This is a genomic window from Bacillus sp. MUM 116, assembly GCF_001866655.1.
In the GTDB taxonomy this organism is placed as follows: domain Bacteria; phylum Bacillota; class Bacilli; order Bacillales; family Cytobacillaceae; genus Neobacillus.
This window is the reverse complement of record NZ_MLYR01000106.1, coordinates 1-19,848: the sequence shown is the minus strand read 5'-3', so window position 1 is coordinate 19,848 and position 19,848 is coordinate 1. Positions and strand designations below refer to the sequence as shown.

Annotated in this window: 17 protein-coding genes and 1 tRNA gene; 11 read left to right on the top strand and 7 right to left on the bottom strand. The window is 38.1% G+C overall.

Annotated elements, in window-relative coordinates:
- Nucleotides 1-131 precede the first annotated feature (131 nt).
- Nucleotides 132-725: a polysaccharide deacetylase family protein gene (locus BIV60_RS22965; protein WP_256218518.1), complete on the bottom strand. Its 594-nt coding sequence runs from the start codon at nucleotides 723-725 to the stop codon at nucleotides 132-134.
- A 280-nt stretch (nucleotides 726-1,005) separates the two neighbouring features.
- Here BIV60_RS22965 and BIV60_RS22960 point away from each other — a divergent pair, with 280 nt between their 5' ends.
- On the top strand, nucleotides 1,006-1,944 hold the full coding sequence (locus BIV60_RS22960) for an alpha/beta hydrolase (RefSeq protein WP_256218517.1): 939 nt from the start codon (nucleotides 1,006-1,008) through the stop codon (nucleotides 1,942-1,944).
- Between the two features lie 731 nt (nucleotides 1,945-2,675).
- Nucleotides 2,676-2,749 (top strand) — tRNA-Gly (locus BIV60_RS22955).
- 82 nt (nucleotides 2,750-2,831) lie between these two features.
- Here BIV60_RS22955 and BIV60_RS22950 read toward each other — a convergent pair.
- On the bottom strand, nucleotides 2,832-3,500 hold the full coding sequence (locus tag BIV60_RS22950) for a B3/B4 domain-containing protein (protein ID WP_071358048.1): 669 nt from the start codon (nucleotides 3,498-3,500) through the stop codon (nucleotides 2,832-2,834).
- A 108-nt stretch (nucleotides 3,501-3,608) separates the two neighbouring features.
- Between BIV60_RS22950 and queG the strand changes: the two genes are divergently transcribed.
- The 5 genes from queG (at nucleotide 3,609) to yhbH (ending at nucleotide 10,169) form a co-directional block, all read left to right on the top strand.
- Complete coding sequence (gene queG / locus BIV60_RS22945) at nucleotides 3,609-4,742, top strand: tRNA epoxyqueuosine(34) reductase QueG (protein WP_071358047.1); 1,134 nt, start codon at nucleotides 3,609-3,611, stop codon at nucleotides 4,740-4,742.
- A gap of 87 nt (nucleotides 4,743-4,829) precedes the next feature.
- Nucleotides 4,830-5,699, top strand: a complete 870-nt coding sequence (locus tag BIV60_RS22940) for an amidase domain-containing protein (protein ID WP_071358046.1) — start codon at nucleotides 4,830-4,832, stop codon at nucleotides 5,697-5,699.
- A gap of 213 nt (nucleotides 5,700-5,912) precedes the next feature.
- Nucleotides 5,913-6,407 (top strand): tRNA (uridine(34)/cytosine(34)/5-carboxymethylaminomethyluridine(34)-2'-O)-methyltransferase TrmL, encoded by a 495-nt coding sequence (trmL, locus tag BIV60_RS22935; RefSeq protein WP_071358045.1) that lies wholly within the window; start codon nucleotides 5,913-5,915, stop codon nucleotides 6,405-6,407.
- 313 nt (nucleotides 6,408-6,720) lie between these two features.
- Nucleotides 6,721-8,616, top strand: a complete 1,896-nt coding sequence (locus BIV60_RS22930) for a PrkA family serine protein kinase (protein WP_071358044.1) — start codon at nucleotides 6,721-6,723, stop codon at nucleotides 8,614-8,616.
- A gap of 386 nt (nucleotides 8,617-9,002) precedes the next feature.
- Nucleotides 9,003-10,169, top strand: coding sequence for a sporulation protein YhbH (yhbH, locus tag BIV60_RS22925; RefSeq protein ID WP_071358043.1), 1,167 nt, complete (start codon nucleotides 9,003-9,005; stop codon nucleotides 10,167-10,169).
- 35 nt (nucleotides 10,170-10,204) lie between these two features.
- Here the strand turns inward: yhbH and nagE are convergent, their stop codons facing one another.
- The gene (gene nagE / locus BIV60_RS22920; RefSeq protein WP_071358042.1) at nucleotides 10,205-12,097 is read right to left on the bottom strand and encodes an N-acetylglucosamine-specific PTS transporter subunit IIBC; all 1,893 of its coding nucleotides are present in this window, start codon (nucleotides 12,095-12,097) and stop codon (nucleotides 10,205-10,207) included.
- Between the two features lie 262 nt (nucleotides 12,098-12,359).
- On the opposite strand from nagE, the gene nagA reads away from it, so the two are divergent.
- From nagA to BIV60_RS22905, 3 genes are read left to right on the top strand one after another with little or no spacing between them, the layout of a single operon-like run.
- A complete protein-coding gene (nagA, locus tag BIV60_RS22915) occupies nucleotides 12,360-13,553 on the top strand; it encodes an N-acetylglucosamine-6-phosphate deacetylase (protein ID WP_071358041.1) in 1,194 nt (397 codons plus the stop codon).
- Entirely contained in the window at nucleotides 13,554-14,300 is a 747-nt protein-coding gene (gene nagB, locus BIV60_RS22910) for a glucosamine-6-phosphate deaminase (RefSeq protein WP_071358040.1), read from the top strand.
- A 56-nt stretch (nucleotides 14,301-14,356) separates the two neighbouring features.
- On the top strand, nucleotides 14,357-15,079 hold the full coding sequence (locus BIV60_RS22905) for a GntR family transcriptional regulator (protein ID WP_071358039.1): 723 nt from the start codon (nucleotides 14,357-14,359) through the stop codon (nucleotides 15,077-15,079).
- A 27-nt stretch (nucleotides 15,080-15,106) separates the two neighbouring features.
- Here the strand turns inward: BIV60_RS22905 and BIV60_RS22900 are convergent, their stop codons facing one another.
- From BIV60_RS22900 to BIV60_RS30585, 3 genes are all read right to left on the bottom strand, one after another.
- Complete coding sequence (locus BIV60_RS22900) at nucleotides 15,107-16,381, bottom strand: sensor histidine kinase (protein ID WP_071358038.1); 1,275 nt, start codon at nucleotides 16,379-16,381, stop codon at nucleotides 15,107-15,109.
- A 142-nt stretch (nucleotides 16,382-16,523) separates the two neighbouring features.
- A complete protein-coding gene (locus BIV60_RS22895) occupies nucleotides 16,524-17,639 on the bottom strand; it encodes a GGDEF domain-containing protein (RefSeq protein ID WP_071358037.1) in 1,116 nt (371 codons plus the stop codon).
- Between the two features lie 151 nt (nucleotides 17,640-17,790).
- Nucleotides 17,791-17,916, bottom strand: a complete 126-nt coding sequence (locus BIV60_RS30585) for a hypothetical protein (protein ID WP_256218515.1) — start codon at nucleotides 17,914-17,916, stop codon at nucleotides 17,791-17,793.
- 342 nt (nucleotides 17,917-18,258) lie between these two features.
- Here BIV60_RS30585 and BIV60_RS22890 point away from each other — a divergent pair, with 342 nt between their 5' ends.
- Nucleotides 18,259-19,659: an MFS transporter gene (locus tag BIV60_RS22890; protein WP_071358036.1), complete on the top strand. Its 1,401-nt coding sequence runs from the start codon at nucleotides 18,259-18,261 to the stop codon at nucleotides 19,657-19,659.
- A gap of 57 nt (nucleotides 19,660-19,716) precedes the next feature.
- Here BIV60_RS22890 and BIV60_RS22885 read toward each other — a convergent pair.
- A partial coding sequence (locus tag BIV60_RS22885; RefSeq protein ID WP_141770533.1) for an IS3 family transposase occupies nucleotides 19,717-19,848 on the bottom strand: 132 nt, incomplete at its 5' end.

Genomic DNA, 19,848 nt, shown 5'->3' with positions numbered 1-19,848 from the left:
GTGCAATAAGGTTAATACTTTTCTTTCATCGGAATTATATCAACTATTAGTACCAGGTGTCAATTTCCCATCAAAAAGGTCTATTGTCTAATTATTTCCTTATTAAAATATCATATATCTTAAAATTTACATCATAATTTAAGATACTTCGGAACGGTTATAAACTGATAATCATTATTTTTTAAATATTGAATAATGTGGTTCAAAGCCTCTATAGTTTGATCCCGGGGCCCACTGCCATATTGATCCCCATCATGCATCACGATAAGACTATTTGTTTGTATATCTGAAATAACATGCTGTTCTATGGCAAGAGGGGAATCCTCATACCAATCCTGACTATCTACATTCCATAATACTGAAGTCATCCCCAATTTTTTTATAATAGCTTCAGTTTTATTACCTATTGCACCATAGGGAGCGCGAAATAGAATTGGAGAAGTTCCGATTAACTTTTCGATCTGGTTATTTGTAGATTGAATTTCATTTATGATTTGATTTTTGGAAAGGGTCGTTATATTAGGATGGCTCCAAGTATGATTTCCAATTACATGTCCTTCCGAGTGAATGCGCTGTATTAATCCTGGGAATTTTTTCGCCTCAGATCCAACAACAAAGAATGTTGCGGGGACATGGTTTCGTTTTAAAATATCCAAAATATAAAATGTATATGGGGAAGGTCCATCATCAAAGGTCAAAGAAACATACTTATCTAATTTTTTCAACACTAAAATATCCTTTCTTTAATTTACTAGATTCAAGGAAATACCCATTCGAAAGAGGAATTTCCTTTTATCAGCAGAATCGTATTAAATATCATTCTCTTTTTCAAAATGGTTACTACATTATATGGAGTTTGTATAATAAAGGAATCTGTAATGATTTTTTTATCTTATTACAGAGTCAATATTTATTTAACAAGTGGAGCATTCGTTGGCTTGCTTAATGTACTAAAATATATTCATGATATGTTCTTTAATCTGTTGTGGAAAAGGAGTGAGTTTTGTGGTTGAACAATCTGCTTTTTTCTTTGAAACAAATGATGGTACAAAAATTCACGTTAGCAAATGGATGGGAGAGGAAGAGGAAAAGCCACGGGCAATTGTTCAAATTGCACATGGGATGGCGGAGCATATTCAACGCTATAGCTTACTAGCTGAGAACCTGGTTTCAAAAAACATTGTTGTTTTTGGTAATGATCATCGTGGGCATGGAAGAACCGCCATTTTAAATAAAAGTTCAGGCTATTTCTCAGATATACAAGGCTTTGAAAACGTGGTTGAGGATATGTTTACACTTACCACTATGATTGAAAAGGAGTATCCAGATAGCCCCATTATATTATTTGGGCATAGCATGGGATCATTTTTATCACGTCGATATATTCAATTGCACGGTAATCGGATTGCTGGAGTAATTTTGTCAGGTACGGGAGGCGACCCCGGGATCATGGGGAAGATTGGCAGAATGATTGCTGCTAGGGAAATAAAGAAAACAGGAAGAAGAACTCCAAGTCCGTTATTAAATAATCTAACATTTGGTAACTACAATAAGAGCTTTCGGCCGAATCGGACGGAATTTGATTGGTTAAGCAGGAATGAAAGAGAAGTAGATCTGTATATTGAAGACCCTCAATGTGGCGGTATCTTTTCATCAGGATTTTTTCATGACTTGCTTGGGGGTCTTGACACGATTAATAAAGCAGCCAATATTGAGCAGGTCCCGAAAGAGTTGCCCATTTATTTGATCTCCGGGAGCATGGATCCGGTTGGGGGAAATACAAAAGGTGTGTTAAAAACCTATCAAGCATTTAAAAATGCTGGAATTCTTGATGTTACTTATAAATTTTATGAGGATGCCAGGCATGAGATTTTAAATGAGATTAATAGAGATGAAGTGGTTGGGGATATTATTGGGTGGGTGAATGAGAAAATTAAATTTTGATGAACTTACTTCACTCAAAGAGATTTTTTCTACCAAAAGTTTGACCTAAGTGCCCGTGAAGAAGAAAAAAGAGCGATCGCGGTCAGTGATAAGGGCTCTAAGTGCCCGTGAAGAAGAAAAAAGAGTGGTCGCGGTCACTGACAAGGGCTCTAAGTGCCCGTGAAGAAGAAAAAGGAGCGATCGCGGTCACTAACAAGGGCTCTAAGTGTCCAAGAATAAGAAAAAAGAGCGATCGCGGTCACTGATAAGGGCTCTAAGTGTCCAAGAAGAAGAAAAAGGAGTGGTCGCGGTCACTGACAAGGGCTCTAAGTGCCCGTGAGGAAGAAAAAGGAGTGGTCGTGGTCACTAACAAGGGCTCTAAGTGCCCGTGAAGAAGAAAAAGGAGCGATTGCGGTCACTGACAAGGGCTCTAAGTGCCCATTAAGAAGAAAAAAGAGCGATCGCGGTCACTAACAAGGGCTCTAAGTGCCCATTAAGAAGAAAAAAGAGCGATCGCGGTCACTAACAAGAGCCCTAAGTGCTCCCATGACCAGCATTTATTATCTAATTAGCCTTTTTTACACCTGATGATCCACTACTACCAAAAATCAATCTAAAAAATCGACAATTTTCGCAAAAAACCTTGACGAAAAAGTGAAAATTGTGTATTATAATAAACGTCAGTTGATAAAAGCGTTCAAGCAACAAATGCGGTTAAATGTTTAAAATAAAATTTAACAAAATAATTAATTGCGGGTGTAGTTTACTGGTAAAACCTCAGCCTTCCAAGCTGATGTAGTGGGTTCGATTCCCATCACCCGCTCCAAACTGTGACTAACGTAGTGTATCGTTTCAAAGAGAACGATGCGTTGCGTTTTTTTATTTTGCCCAAAAAAAGAATGCCTTTATCAGCATCCTATAATGCGATATGAAGCATCTCCGCCATGTACTTGAACAAACATATTCATTAACGACTCCGTAAGCTTTTTGGCATTTTCCGAATCAGTAGAAGGCCTTAAATATACAATTTGCAGTGCATGTTTTGTTTCTTCGGTTACCGGTGTCCGGTCTGAGTCGACAAAAGGGCTGCCAAACGGTCCCAGTTGGTCAGAAGATACAATTAAATGCTCTAACGAATTCATCCTGCCATTTAACCCCCGATATTCTTCCCCCTCAGTGCCTAGACGAATCATCACAGAACCCTTCAGTTTAGTCATATCATAAATCCCAATCGGTACCTGGTACTGAAGTGAGAAAAAATTATTAAGATCAATCGCACTCTGCATCGGCACCAGGTAATTTTGTTTTTGAACTCTTCGATACAATGCTTCAGCTGAGTGACGATAACGGTTCGGATCCTTCCCTGTCTTTTTAAACACACTCCGCCATTCCTGAATTCCCGGTAATTCCGTAACATTCTTATTTTCCAGTTCAAAATAAATCGACTCTTGAAAAAGCTGAAGACGGCCTTTTACCATTTGCGGGGAATCCCCGACAGTGATATTCTCGTATTCAATGACTCCCACCTTAAAATCGGGGGCTTTTTCCAGCAAACTTGATGACAATTGAATTTCCAAGCTTTTAACCTCCAAAATTTGTTGAGAATAGTTTATCATATTTAGGTGTGAAAAAATAATAAACGGCGCTTGATATAGATGTACAAATAGAGAAAGGAGGGTTTGAAAATGGATGTTAAAAAACTGAAAGAAGAACTAATCGCCTACAGTATGGAAATTGGAATTGATAAAATTGGTTTTACCACTGCTGAACCATTTACTGAACTTAGAAACAGATTATTGCGCCAGCAGGAACTAGGTTTCCAATCTGGCTTTGAAGAACCGGATTTAGAAAAACGTGTCAATCCTTCGCTGCTCCTTGACGAACCGCGATCAATCATTTCAATTGCTTTAGCCTATCCATCAAAAATGAAATTTAGGCTGTTGAGTAAGAAAGGCGAGCGAAGAGGAATTTTTTCAAGAGCTTCCTGGGGGATGGATTATCATCATATACTCCGTGAACGTCTAAAAAAACTTGAAGAATTTATCCTCGAAAAGGTTCCAGCTGCCCGTCTTAAATCCATGGTTGACACGGGAGAACTTTCAGACCGGGCCGTTGCCGAGAGGGCGGGGATTGGCTGGAGCGGAAAAAACTGTGCGGTGATTACTCCTGAATTCGGCTCTTATGTATATTTAGGAGAACTGATAACCAGTATCCCATTTGAACCGGATACCCCAATAGAAGACCAATGCGGAACATGTACAAAATGTCTTGAGGCCTGTCCTACCGGTGCCTTGGTCCAAGGGGGTCAAATCAATGCCCAGCGTTGTATCTCGTTTTTAACACAGACAAAGGGTCTAATACCGGATGAATTTAGGGAGAAGATTGGGAATCGGGTATACGGCTGTGATTCCTGCCAAACTGCCTGTCCCGTAAATAAAGGCAAAGACTTTCACTTTCATGAAGAAATGGAATCGAATCCCGAGGTTGAAAAACCATTATTAACCCCGATTTTAAAAATCAGCAATCGGGAGTTTAAAAATAAATTTGGCCATTTAGCAGGGTCCTGGCGCGGGAAAAAGCCAATCCAGCGCAATGCGATGATTGCCCTAGCCCATTTTAAAGATGAAACGGCCGTTTCTGATTTAGTTGAGGTTTTGCAAAATGAGAAAAGTCCAGTATTGAAAGGAACTGCCGCATGGACACTTGGTAAAATTGGCGGGGAGAGGGCAATGGCTGCACTTGAGGATGCCAAAAAAACTGAAAGAGATATTGAAGTTCAACAGGAAATAGAAAAAGCATTACGTTTAATGAATAGGTAAAAAGAGGGAATCCACGTGGATTCCCTCTTTTTTTTGATTGAAATTTCTTCTTCCCACATATGTATGAAGGGAAAGGAGAGAAGAAGGATGCAGAGATCACTTCAAGAGCTTTTTGAAAAAAGAATTCATCAATTTGTTTCGGATACAGAGGGGCAGAGGAATTTGTATCCTAAAACAGAAAGAAAGTTGGCCTCGTTATCCAATCGGTCTGCAGAAATCGTGAAAGTAAAAGCTGCGGGCAATATAATAGAAAAAATTGAAAAGGGGAAGGACGAAACCGTTCATTATATAGCCCATTTTCAATATCTCATTAAACAAAAAGGTTCGCTTTATCTTGAGGAAGAGACTGAAATGAGGCTTGCTAAGCTCTATAATGGGGAAGTGATCTCAGATGAAGAAATCACACCTGTTCAAAATAGAGAAAATCATCCGGATATCCCCATCGAAACGGAAGATTTGGTGGATCGTGCAAGCTATCAATATGACCGCTTAAAGGCCGTGCAGTATGCGGAACGCTGGTGGAATAGTTATAATCCTGCTTATAAGAAATTTGAGAATAATTGTACCAATTATATTTCACAATGTCTTCGTGCCGGCGGCGCCCCGATGCGGGGATACCCGAACCGTGCTAGCGGCTGGTGGCTGCAAAATAGTAATTGGAGCTATAGCTGGACGATGGCCCACTCCTTAAGATTATATTTGGCAAACTCAATGAATGGGTTAAGGGCTAAAGAGGTCAGCAGTCCCGATCAATTATTGTTAGGAGATGTTATTTGCTACGATTTTGAAGGGGATGGCCGATTCAATCATAATACAATGGTGACGGGGAAAGATGCCTATGGAATGCCTTTAGTAAATGCCAATACGTACAATAGCCGAATGAGATATTGGGCATATGAAGATTCCTCTGCCTACACACCAAATATAAAATATAAGTTCTTTACCATCCTGGATTGATTTCTTGTTTCTGAAAAAAAGTAATTTCATTGAAATTTGAGCAGTGTCCAGCTCCAGCGCTTAGCCCCTCGATGGTCTACAGCCAATCCGACAAGAAGGTTAAAGAGCAACCTTCTCGCGGCCTGTTTTAAGCTATGCCTGAGGCTGGTCAAGGTGCTTCCGCTATTCTTGTGGTATAATTGCATGAAGAGATTTTTATTTGAGGTGAAATTCATGTCTAACCACGTTGTATTATACCAGCCGGAAATTCCTTCTAACACCGGAAATATCGCTCGTACATGCGCTGCAACGGATACTTCCTTACATTTAATCCGTCCATTAGGGTTTTCAACAGAAGATAAGATGTTGAAACGGGCCGGTTTGGATTATTGGGAGTTTGTTAATATCATTTATTATGATTCATTAGATGAATTTTTTGAAAAGAATGCAGGCGGTGAATTTTTTTATTTAACTAAATTTGGCGAAATCCCGCATAGTTCTTTTGACTATAGTGATCTAAATAAAGATTATTTTTTTATTTTTGGTCGGGAAACAACAGGTCTTCCGAAAGATGTCATTGAGGGCAACAAAGACCGGGCATTAAGGATTCCAATGAACGAAAATGTCCGCTCATTAAATTTATCTAATACAGCTGCAATTCTTGTTTATGAAGCATTAAGACAACAAAACTACCTTAACCTGCTTGAAAAAGGCCCTAATCTAGGCTAATAAAAAAAGGCTGCCAATTGGCAGCCTTTTAAATTATTTATTTGTGCCCGGCTTATCATTGTAACCAGCGGTGAAGATGGCGGCTAAGAATGCGATCATAACTAAACAGACGATAAATGTATGCATTATGTATACCCTCCCACAAATTTTTTCACATCATTGAGCATATAGTTTTATTATAGCCTATCTTAAAAAAATAAAAAGGGCTCCAATAAAAAAGATAAGGACTTAACATCTTGTATACGCATGTTCAAGTTACTACCTGCATAGAGTATATTAATCGTCTCTGATTAAGCTACAGGGGGAGGGCCTTATGGATATTTTAAAAAAAATCGAGATGTTTCGTGAAGAAGAAGAGAAGCTTCGTTGGGAAGGAACTTTTGCCGATTATTTAGAGTTGCTAAAGAACAAGCCATGGGTTGCACAATCTGCACATTCTCGAGTTTATAATATGATTAAGGACGCGGGGATTGAAGAAGAAAAAGGGACGAAAAAATACAATTTCTTTAGTAATCAATTGTTTGGTTTAGAAGAAGCCCTTGAACGGCTTGTGGAAGAATACTTTCACCCGGCAGCCAAAAGATTAGATGTCAGAAAACGTATTTTATTGTTAATGGGTCCGGTCAGTGGCGGAAAGTCTACATTGGTGACCATGTTAAAAAGGGGTTTGGAAAGTTATTCCCGTGCGGATCGGGGCTCTGTTTTTGCCATTAAAGGCTGCCCGATGCATGAAGATCCGCTGCACTTAATTCCGCATCATTTGCGTAATGAATTTTATGAAGAATACGGGATCCGCATTGAAGGAAATCTCTCGCCATTAAACATGATGCGCCTTGAACAGGAATATGGCGGCAGGATTGAAGATGTTCAGGTAGAGAGGATCTTTTTCTCAGAGGATAAACGAACCGGTATCGGAACCTTTAGTCCATCCGATCCAAAATCACAGGATATTGCTGATTTAACCGGAAGCATCGACTTTTCGACGATTGCAGAATTTGGTTCAGAGTCCGATCCAAGGGCCTATCGTTTTGACGGGGAGCTCAATAAAGCAAACCGCGGAATGATGGAATTCCAGGAGATGTTAAAATGTGATGAAAAGTTTTTATGGCACCTTCTTTCTTTAACCCAAGAAGGAAATTTCAAAGCAGGCCGATTTGCTTTAATCAGCGCAGATGAACTCATTGTTGCACATACCAATGAAACGGAATATCGCTCCTTTATTTCCAATAAAAAGAATGAAGCGCTTCATTCCAGGATCATTGTGATGCCAATCCCTTATAATCTTAAAGTGTCACAGGAAGAACGAATTTATGAGAAAATGATTCGGGAAAGTGATGTGTCAGATGTTCATATTGCTCCGCACACACTTCGTGTTGCAGCAATGTTTACAATCCTAACTCGCTTAAAGGAACCAAAGAAAGGTGATATTGATTTAGTCAAAAAAATGCGCCTGTATGACGGAGAGAGTGTCGAAGGCTTTAATACAGCTGATATTGAGGAGCTTAAGAAGGAATATCCTGATGAGGGTATGAGTGGTATTGACCCCCGTTATGTCATTAACCGAATCTCTTCTACTATCATTCGTAAAGAAGTACCTTCAATCAATGCATTAGATGTATTAAGATCATTAAAAGACGGATTGGATCAGCATCCATCCATTACAGCAGAGCTGCGTGAACGTTATATGAACTATATTTCTTTAGCACGCAAAGAGTATGATAATATCGCCAAAAATGAAGTTCAAAAAGCATTTGTCTACTCGTATGAGGAGTCTGCTAAGACACTCATGGATAATTATCTGGATAATGTTGAAGCTTATTGCAATAAAGCGAAGCTTCGCGACCCATTAACAGGTGAAGAAATTAATCCGGATGAAAAATTAATGCGTTCGATTGAAGAACAAATTGGCATATCTGAAAATGCGAAAAAAGCGTTCAGGGAAGAAATCTTAATCCGCATTTCTGCCTTTGCAAGAAAAGGAAAACGATTTAACTACAACTCCCATGACCGCCTTCGTGAAGCGATTCAGAAGAAGCTGTTTGCGGACCTTAAGGATGTTGTTAAGATTACGACATCGTCCAAAACTCCGGATGAGCAGCAGCTGAAAAAAATCAACGATGTTGTGGCACGCCTCATTGATGAGCATGGTTATAATTCAACCTCAGCAAACGAGCTATTGAGGTATGTAGGAAGCTTATTAAATCGGTAACGGCTATCCCGAATTAACGGGCAGTTAGTCTCCATAACAAAACTAATATTATCCTAATTGGGATAATAAGGGTGGGGGACAACTGCCCATAAAAGCCCGATTGGTTCAACTAACAATCAGTGGGGGATGGAAAGCCCCCCACTGATAGAAGTTTCACAGTATAGAGACTGGCAGAATAAATTTTGCCAGTCTTTTTCTATCTAAAACATGTCCATTCTTCTAGGCGAAAGCACCAATTGTCAAAATTATTTGTAAATTATTTGTCGTTTCTGCATAGGATAAAGTAATCAACATTTCTATTCTATTTTTTCATTCGAGTTATTGTATGTTGTTGAAAAAAAAGTGTGCAAAAGAATTTGTAAAAATTGAATAAGGAGGGGTTTTAATTGTCAGACAACAACCATCAATTTGTGATTTCGAGAGAAGATTGGTCCCTCCACCGTAAAGGCCACGATGACCAGCAGCGGCACCAGGAAAAAGTTCAAGAGGCGATTCGTAATAATCTTCCCGATCTTATCACAGAGGAAAGCATCATTATGTCAAACGGTCGAGATGTGGTAAAAATTCCGATTCGTTCATTGGACGAATATAAAATTCGTTATAATTATGACAAAAACAAACACGTGGGCCAAGGTAACGGTGACAGCCAAGTCGGTGATGTAGTAGCACGTGACGGTTCCAGCGGGCAAAAAGGCCCTGGAAAAGGGCAAGGCGCAGGAGATCAAGCTGGAGAGGACTATTTTGAGGCTGAAGTTTCACTAATGGAATTAGAGGAAGCCTTATTTAAACAGTTGGAGCTTCCGAATTTAAAGAGAAAAGAACAAGAAGAACATGTTGTAGAGAATATCGAGTTTAATGATATTCGAAAAATAGGGTTAATGGGGAATATTGATAAAAAGCGAACCATGATGTCGGCCTTCAAACGGAATGCAATGAGCGGGAAACCGGCATTCCACCCCATTTATAAGGATGATTTAAAATTTAAGACCTGGAATGAGGTCATTAAGCCTGATTCCAAAGCTGTTGTACTCGCGATGATGGACACAAGTGGATCAATGGGGATTTGGGAAAAATATATGGCCCGGAGCTTTTTCTTTTGGATGACCCGCTTTTTAAGAACGAAATATGAAACAGTGGAAATTGAATTTATTGCTCACCATACGGAAGCAAAGGTCGTTAGTGAGGAAGACTTCTTTTCCAAAGGGGAAAGCGGTGGAACGATTTGCTCATCTGCTTATCGCAAATCACTCGAATTAATTGAGGACAAATACAGCCCAATAAAGTATAACATCTATCCATTCCATTTTTCAGATGGTGATAATCTAACATCTGATAACGCCCGCTGCGTAAAATTGGTTGAAGAATTAATGAAGGTTTCGAATATGTTTGGCTATGGCGAGGTAAATCAGTATAACCGCCATTCGACTTTAATGTCAGCCTATAAGAATATCAAGGATGAGAATTTCCGCTATTATATTCTCAAGCAAAAGGCTGATGTATTCCATGCAATGAAGAGCTTCTTCCAAAAAGAAGAAACAAAATTATATGCCTAACAAAAAAACAGGTGCCAGGCACCTGTCTTTTTTCTTTATTCAATCGATAGGATCCCGCTTTTTCCTTGTTCTGTCTGTCCGTGTGTTTTAATATTTAAACTTGTTAAATTTGTAAATATTACAGGAGTGACGGAAGAAGGAACAGATTTTTTGATGAAATCCAAATCAAACTTCAAGATTTCCTGCCCCTTTGTAATTTGCTCTCCTTCTTTTACCAGAACCGTAAAGCCTTCTCCTTTTAAATTGACCGTATCTAATCCGATATGAATAAGAATTTCGTAGCCTTGTTTCGAGCGAATTCCAATGGCGTGTTTTGTTGGGAACACATTAAGGATTTCTCCATCAACAGGTGAAACAACCGATCCATTGGAAGGAACAATTCCGAAACCATCGCCCATCATTTTTTGTGAAAATACTTGGTCTGGAACATCGGAAAGTGGAATAATTTCTCCTTCAATTGGCATCACAAAGTCATTACCGGTTAATGGCTGCTTGCCAGTAACCTCTGCCGAAGGGGCTGCTTCAGGAGAAACAGCAAAATTCACTTGATTCATATCGATTTTCTTCATTGCATCGGCAACAAATTCTACCTCTGTACCCACAACAATTTGGAGATTATTTTTATTTAATTTCATAATTCCTTTTGCACCATGTGCTTTTAAAGAGGAATCCTTTACTTGATCCATATCTTTAATGTTTAAACGAAGGCGGGTTGTACAATTATCGATGGTCGTGATGTTTTCTCGGCCGCCAATATCTTGAATAAAATGATAAGCCATTGTTTCATATTTGTTGCTTCCGACTGTGCACTGATCCGCGGCTTGACTAACTTCAGCGGCATCATCGTCTTCACGGCCAGGTGTTTTGATGTTAAAAGCTTTAATGAGTCCATAAAATATAACGAAATAGATAACTGCGTAAACTAATCCTACTAATAATAACAATAAAGGCTTGTGAGCAATGTTAAAGTTTAATACATAGTCAATGGCACCCGCTGAAAAGGTAAAGCCATCTTTGATTCCCAAAATTGACGTTAACCACATAGAAAGTCCTGTTAAAACTGCGTGTACACCATAGAGTAATGGAGCGATAAACATAAATGAAAATTCTATTGGTTCTGTAATACCTGTTAGAAAAGAGGTTAAGGCAAGTCCGATAAACATACCGGATACAGATTTTCTTTTTTCAGGTTTTGCCGCAGCAATAATCGCAAAAGCCGCCGCAGGAAGTCCAAACATCATGATAGGGAAGAAACCAGTCATATAGCCGCCTGCACTTGGGTCACCGGCAAAGAAACGGGCAATATCCCCAGTTTTTCCTTGAAATTCACCAAATTGAAACCAGAATAAGCTATTTAACACATGGTGAAGACCTAATGGAATCAATAAACGGTTTAAAAATCCAAATAGACCTGAACCAATTGCGCCAAGACCTATAATCCAATTGCCTAGACCATTAATGGCATCCTGGATAGGCGGCCAAACAAACCCGGCAATGCCTGCCAAAATAACCATAGCAACGGACGTGATAATCGGAACAAATCTTCTGCCGCTAAAGAATCCTAACCACTCTGGAAGCTTGACATCACGGAAACGATTATATAAGAGTCCTGCAATAATCCCGGTTAGAATCCCGCCAAGGACACCCATATTAATATTTTTATCAATTGCTTTTGTACCTTCTGTTAATACTAAATAACCAATTGCACCTGCTAAGGCAGCTGCACCATTGTTATCTTTTGCAAAACCCATTGCCACCCCGATGGCGAAAATCAAGGCCAAGTTTGCAAAAATCGCATTCCCAGCATTTGCAATAAATGGGATGTTTAATAGATCAGGCTGTCCAAATCGGAGCAACAGCCCCGCAGCAGGCAGTACTGCGATAGGAAGCATTAATGCCTTTCCGATTCTTTGTAAAAATCCTAACATATGTGTCTCTCCTTTATTTAAGAAGTTAATGTTGAAAGCGCTTTTCAAATGCAGTGCTATCATACCATCAGAATATTACAGATGTCTATACCAATTTATAAAAATTTATTCGATAAATATAAAGGTTAAAGGAGGAATTCCCTAAAATAAAGGGTTTTCTATGCTTTTTAGAAAAAAAGCAATAAATGTATAAGGTTTATTGGTATAGACAACTATATCTAAGCGGTGCTAATATGAAAGTATCTTGAAAGGAGTAATGAATATGCCTGCAAAAGTTAATCATATTTTGTTAAAAGGTATTCAAATTTATTCAGAAGGTAAAATCATTGAAAACGGTTATATTAAAATAAAAAATCAAAAAATAGCTGAACTTGGTGTAATAGATGAGCAATTAAATACTAATGAATATGAAACAATAGAACTTTCATCTCATTATAAAGCGATTCCTGGCTTTATCGATGTTCATATCCATGGTGTTAACGGTGCGGACGTGATGGATGCTACACCGGAAGCTTTGAAAAATATGGCGGAAACCCTTCCTAAAGAAGGAACAACCAGTTTTTTGGCAACAACCATGACCCAGGATAAAACAGAAATTGAAAAAGCGTTAATAAATGCTGGAAATTATATTGAAACTCAATCGACTCAAGAAAGTGCCGAAGTTTTAGGGATTCATCTTGAAGGTCCCTTTGTTAATAAAAAAAGAGCTGGAGCGCAGCCACTTGAGCACATTATTGATCCAAACCTTTCTTTATTTAAGAAATGGCAGGAGCTTTCAAAGGGAAATATAAAACTTGTAACCCTGGCACCCGAAAGGCCCGGCGGTCTTGAGTTGATTCATTATCTGAAAGAAAATGGGATCATTGCATCGATTGGTCATACCGATGCAGTGTATGACGAGGTAATCGCGGCCATCGATGCAGGTGCCAATCACGTCACCCATCTTTTTAACCAAATGCGCGGGCTCCATCATCGCGAACCCGGTGTAGCGGGAGCAGCATTATTAAGGGATGAATTGATTGTGGAGATGATTGTCGATGGAGTGCATGTCCGGCCTGAAATGATTGAGTTTGCTTATAAATTAAAACGTAAAGAGGGGTTAATACTCATCACAGATTCAATGCGGGCAAAATGTCTGAAAAACGGTATATATGATCTTGGCGGGCAGCAGGTAACAGTAAAAGACGGCAGAGCATTTCTCGACGACGATACCTTAGCCGGCAGTATTTTAAGACTTGGTGATGCGGTTAAAAATCTTCTTTCATTTACTGAATGTTCACTTGAAGACGCGATTGAAATGGTCTCTGTAAACCCGGCTAAACAATTAAATATTTATGATCGTAAAGGTAGTATTTCGGTTGGAAAAGACGCAGACATTGTCATACTGGATGATCAATTAGATGTTTTTATGACCATTTGCCGTGGAGCAGTTGCCTTTAAAAAGGAGGAAAACTAAATGAAAATCATTGAGGTAAAAGATTATCAGCACATGAGCCAAAAAGCGGCTGAATATATCATCGAAAAGGTTCTTAAACATCCTTCCATCACTCTCGGATTAGCTACAGGCGGAACACCGACAGGGACCTATCGAAATCTGATTGAAGATCATCAAAAGAACGGTACCTCCTATCAGAACGTAACTACCTTTAATCTGGATGAATATATCGGCCTTGCCGGGACTGATATAAATAGCTATCGATATTATATGGATGATAATTTCTTTAACCATATTGATATTAAAACGTCGAATACTTTTATTCCACAGGGAAATATCAAGAATATCGAAGAGGAATGCAATCGGTATGAGGATTTAATCATGAGTCATTGCGGCATTGATCTGCAGGTTCTTGGAATTGGCAGCAATGGACATATCGGTTTTAATGAACCGGGAACTTCCTTTCAATCAAAAACACATATTGTAAAGCTGGCACCTTCAACCATTGAAGCAAATGCAAGATTTTTTAATCGTCCGGAAGAAGTACCAACACAAGCCATTACAATGGGGATTTCAACTATCATGAAAAGTAAGGAAATTCTTCTATTAGTTTCGGGAGAAAGCAAAAGGGATGCCATGTACGAGCTTATACACTCGGAACTAAATGAAAATTTCCCTGCTTCTGTCCTGAAAAATCACCCATGTGTTACAATAATTGCAGATGAAGCAGCCATTTTAGATCTGAAAATTCCAGTTATGAAAAAATAGAGAATTTCTTCAATGGCAGTGGCCAGTTTACTCGAAAGGATGCAGTTGAGAGGAGTATGATTGATAAAAATTCCCCCATTCCCATTTACTATCAATTAGAGGAACTTATAAAAGAATTAATTGAAAAGGGCGAAATGAAGCCGGGAGACGCGCTTCCTCCTGAAAGAGAATATGCTGAAAAATATCAAATAAGCAGGATGACGGTCAGACAAGCCTTTACCCAGCTTGTGAATGAAGGCTATTTGCATCGTTTGCAAGGAAAAGGAACATTCGTAGCGGAGCGGAAAATTGAACAAGCATTACAGGGATTAACGAGTTTTACAGAAGATATGAGATCAAGAGGGTTGGAACCGGGAAGTCAACTGCTCACTTTTGAGCTGATTCCTGCAACGGCCCAAATCGCTAATCAATTAGCGATAAAAGAATATGGTCCTGTTTATGAAATTAAACGGATTCGTTTAGCGGATGATTTGCCGATGGCGATTGAAATCAATTATATTTCGGCCAATCTGATTAAAGGACTAACTGAGGAGATTGTAAATCAGTCTTTATATGAGTACATTGAGGGTCAGTTAAATCTTCGAATTGATTATGCAACGCAGACGATTGAATCATCGATTGCCAACCGTCTCGAGGCACCTTACTTGAAAATCTCCACCGGAGCACCTGTCATGTTGATTCATCGTAACACGTTCTTACACGACGGCACACCAGTAGAATTTGTAAAATCAACTTATCGGGCAGACCGCTATAAATTTATGATTAGAATGAAACGATAAAAAATGGGCAGATATTCTGTCCATTTTTTATTGGTTTTCTGCTTTCATATAGTTTCTCATTGGTCTGATGGAAGGAAAATGAAAATGAAACGTGGTTCCGGCATCTACTTCACTTTCTACCCGAATCCATCCATTCATGGCTCGAACAATGCTATACACAACCATCATTCCAAGCCCGGTACCGTTTTTACCTTTAGTGGAATAAAAGGGTTCGCCCAGCCTGTCAATCTGTTCTTTTGTCATTCCCACCCCTGTATCCTTAACTGTAACCATCACATAATTATGGTCGTATTCCGTTTTTAATGAAAGATATCCTCCGGTGGGCATGGACTCTATCGCATTTTTGATTACATTAATAAAGCACTGACGAAATATCTGTTGGTCACCTTTAATAAAACCAATTACGGAAAAGTCTGTATTAATTTCGACAGAATTTTGATTGGCTAATGGCTGTAGAATCTTAATAATTTGTTTCATTTCACTTTTTACATTTAGTTCCTCAAATACTTCTAATGAAGGCTTTGCAAAGGTCAGGTAGTCTTGAATGACCCGTTCAGCAGAATGTAATTCGTCTTTTACGAGTGCAAGGTACTCTCTTCTTTTATGTCTTGGCAGATAATCATCCTGCAATAACTGAACAAAGCCAGTGGCAGTTGTGAGCGGATTGCGAATTTCATGGGAGATTGCGGCTCCCATTTGCTCGACTGCTTTTAATTTCTCGGTTTTAATTAATTGAAGACGCATTTGGTTATTATTTTTGATAAATTCTAGTGAATATGAAACAATGCCAATTCCAAGTGGAGGAATGACTAAGTAGGCAAACCAAGCATCAACCCAATTTGTATAGGGATGGAAAAGTCCCATTCCCCCGATTGTAAGGACACTAAGTCCCATTCCCATTAACACTGCAATAAGGATTCGCCGTGAAGAACTTTGTTTCCAAAACCAGGGAGCCATGAACCAAAATACAATGGCCAGCGGCCCATAAAGTAGAGAGGTCTCTGCTAGCCCCATATCCCATCCGAAAAAACTCCTAATGATTAGTAAAGCTAAAACGAGGATGGGACCAATTCCAAGATACAAACCGCCAATCACTAATGGGATAATTCTTAAGTCATAGCGGGAGAAGGGTATAGGATTATAGGAAAATTGGACACAAACCCATAATAAACAGATAAATAATAAGATTGTTACAGGCTTAGAGGTAAGAATTTTCTTATATTTATCAGAACAAATCAAGTAAAAAAACAGTAGAATTATTAAAATGGAAAAATTTAAGAAGAGATGTTTCGTAATTTCCATTCATTTCACCGTCCAAAAAGAGCTGATAGGAAAATTTTACAGGTTATTTCCCAAAGATACAACAAATTTACACAAAATTTTCTAAATTTTGCGATATTACGTCGATGAAAATAAAAAAGAAGGCAGGTAACCTTCAAGTTTTTTACAAATTAACGGATGAAATTCTATTTCTTCCATTGGTTTTCGAGAGATACAATGATTGGTCAGCCATTTGTATGAGCTCCTCCTGGTTTGAAGAAGATTTGGGAGAAATTGTGGCAACCCCGATACTAAGAGTTACGATATCTGATATTTTTGAGCTAATATGTGGAATTTTAAGTGATTGAATTGCTTTCTGAATTTTTTTTGCAATTTGAAGTCCTTCATTGGCATTCACGAAGGGTAAAATAACTGCAAACTCCTCTCCTCCATACCGGCAAAATGTGTAGGAAGGGTGCGTGAAGATTTCATTCTTTATCTTATTGGCAATGGTTTGAAGACAGTGGTCCCCTTCCAAATGCCCGTAAGTATCATTATATTTTTTAAAATAATCAATATCGAACATAATTAAAGTTAACGGGTAATTTGTGTAGGCTAACTTTATCCATTCATTTTCAAGGGTTTGATCAAAATATCTTCGATTGGCAATTCCCGTCAGACCATCTATGTAAGAAAGTTGATTCAATAGTTTATTAGCTTCTTTTAAATGTTGCTGGGCCGCGTTTGATTTAGCAATATACTCTAATAAATAATAGGAAAAAAAACCGCCAATTAACGAAATAATATAATGGTACGCCAAGATATTTGTTAATACACCCCAATCATCAATGTTAATCGAAAGAATAATCGATATAATGAACAAGCCCATGAGGTTCATAAGAAAGGCTTTTAAGGTGGCATGAAATTTTAATTTTGATATTCCCCCACAAACTATCCCTGTCAGGATGACTCCCGCAGATGCCAGTATGGAAGTATGATTATATCCAAAGAATAAAATCCTACCGATTCCAATCAGAATGGAGGCGACCATGGCAGGAATTCCTCCCCCAAATGCCCCCGCGATTACAATAGCCAAATGACGTAAATCGGCAATAGTTGTTGAGTTAATATGAATACTGTACAGCATAAGAATATTCCCTAGAATTCCAAAACTTATCCCCCAGTAAAATTTTACCGATAGGTGGGATGAAAGATGTAATGGCTTATCCTTAAATAATTGTCCCATGATGGAAAAGGAGGCAATTAAAAGTGCTGCATTCGATACAAAATCTTTTAACATTATATGGATCTCCTGTAAGACAAAACTATTTTTCTAAAGTAATGATTTAACATAAAAATTATATCCTACCAATTATACTATGGAATAGCTAATTTTAAAGTTTTTGTTGAATATTGTAAAAAAACTTCCCGTTTTTCGGGAAGCTTTGTTGTCATTCACTATTCTGAGTCGTGTTAAAAAAATCTTTTCCTTTATTGTTCGTACCTTTTTTCTCTTTTCCCATTTTTCCATCGGATTCATAAGTTAAAGACTTGTTTTGATTCTTTTGCGGTTTCATTCTAACACCCCTTTATTTTTATAATATACTTATCAGTTAATTTCATTCATTAAGGCTCTTTTCTCAAGGAATGTTGTTTTTATAATAGGTTTTCTTTTCATTAGCAACAAACTTATCGAAAACAGCCTTCATTAAAAGATGAGGTAAGCATAGTTTCTGGAAAATTTTTTTTAATGAAGCGCTTTCAAAAATATTATTGACTAATTTATAGGGATGATGATATTCTACTGAAAAGATCCATTAATTAGTTTAATAAACTAATTAATGATTCAAAAATCTCGAGATATTTTTTTAAAAATGGTTTTAGAAGGGGTTTCAAATAATATGAGTGGAGGCGAAAACATGAATCAAAGTGCAAAACAAACAAATATTTCTACGGAATCTGAATTCAGAAAATTCGGAATGAAAGACAAATTTGGTTATTTATTTGGTGATTTCGGCAATGATTTCTTTTTCATTCTTGTATCTTCTTTCTTGATGGTGTTCTATACTGATATATTTCATCTTAATCCAGCAGCAGTAGGAGGCCTCTTTTTTATTGCACGTTTGTGGGATGCTGTTGCAGATGTTTCCTGGGGACGCTTTATCGACACAAGAAAAGCCGGGAAAAATGGAAAATTCAGACCGTGGATTTTAAGGATGTCATTTCCACTAGTTATTAGCGGTGTGTTAATGTTTGTCCAAATTCCTGGTATGTCAAATGGATTTTATACGGCTTTTGCCTATGTAACATATATTCTATGGGGAACATTATATAGTACGGTCAATATCCCATATGGCTCTATGGCTTCTGTCATTACAGGCGATCCGGTTGAACGTACTTCATTATCCAGCTGGAGAACTCTAGGTGCCAATTTAGCGGGCTTAATCATTAACGTTGTAGGTCCAATGATTTTATTTGTTAATAATAAAGTCGATGCAAACCACTTTTTACTCGGAGCAATCATTTTCGGAATTCTTGCCATCGCTTGTTATTTAGCTTGTTATAAGTTATCGATTGAACGTATTACTGTCAATGAAGCAGATCGGCCAAAAGTGAACCTTGGCAAAACATTGAAGGGCCTTGTTAAAAATAAACCATTACTATGGATTTTAATTGCTTCTTTAAGTTTCATGATGTGTTTTATGCTAATAGGGGCAGTAAACGTCTACTTGTTTAAAGATTATTTTGGCAACGCAAAAGCATTAAGTATGGTTGGATTGATCCAATCTGCCGCGGTGTTTGTTGGTATGCCGATGGTTAAACCGTTAGTAGCGAAGTTTGGAAAAAAAGAATTAGCATCAGCCGGTTTATTACTTTCAGTAATTGTATATGGTGTTCTATACTTCCTACCTAGCTTAACGGCAACTCAATTTATTGCTATTCTATCTATCGCAATGTTTGGATATGGATTATTTAACTTGGTTGTTTGGGCTTTCGTTACAGATGTTATTGATTATCATGAGTATTTAACTGGTTTACGTGAAGATGGCACTGTTTACTCGATCTATTCATTCTCTCGTAAAGTTGGCCAGGCTTTGGCTGGAGGTATTGGAGGAGCTGCGATTGCAGCTGTTGGCTATAATCCAACTCTCCAAGGACAAGCAAAAGACACGCTGCACGGAATTCATACACTTGGCACGCTCGTTCCAGCGATTGTAATGTTTGTGATTTTCTTAATTCTAACGTTCTTATATCCTTTAAATAAAAAACGTACTGCTCAGCTTGCTATTGATTTAGCTGAAAAAAGAAAAGGGAATTAAAGGAAAATAAACCCCTCTTATTGAAGTGACCCCTAAAAGTTAGACACGGTTATTTCATTAGGCAACGTGTGTAAAATGAGTTCGGTATTGTACCGGACTCATTTTTAATTTTGCCTTGATCCGTTTCGTATTATAGTAATTAATATATTTTTGTAATTCTACTTTAAAATGTTCGACACTCTCAAATTC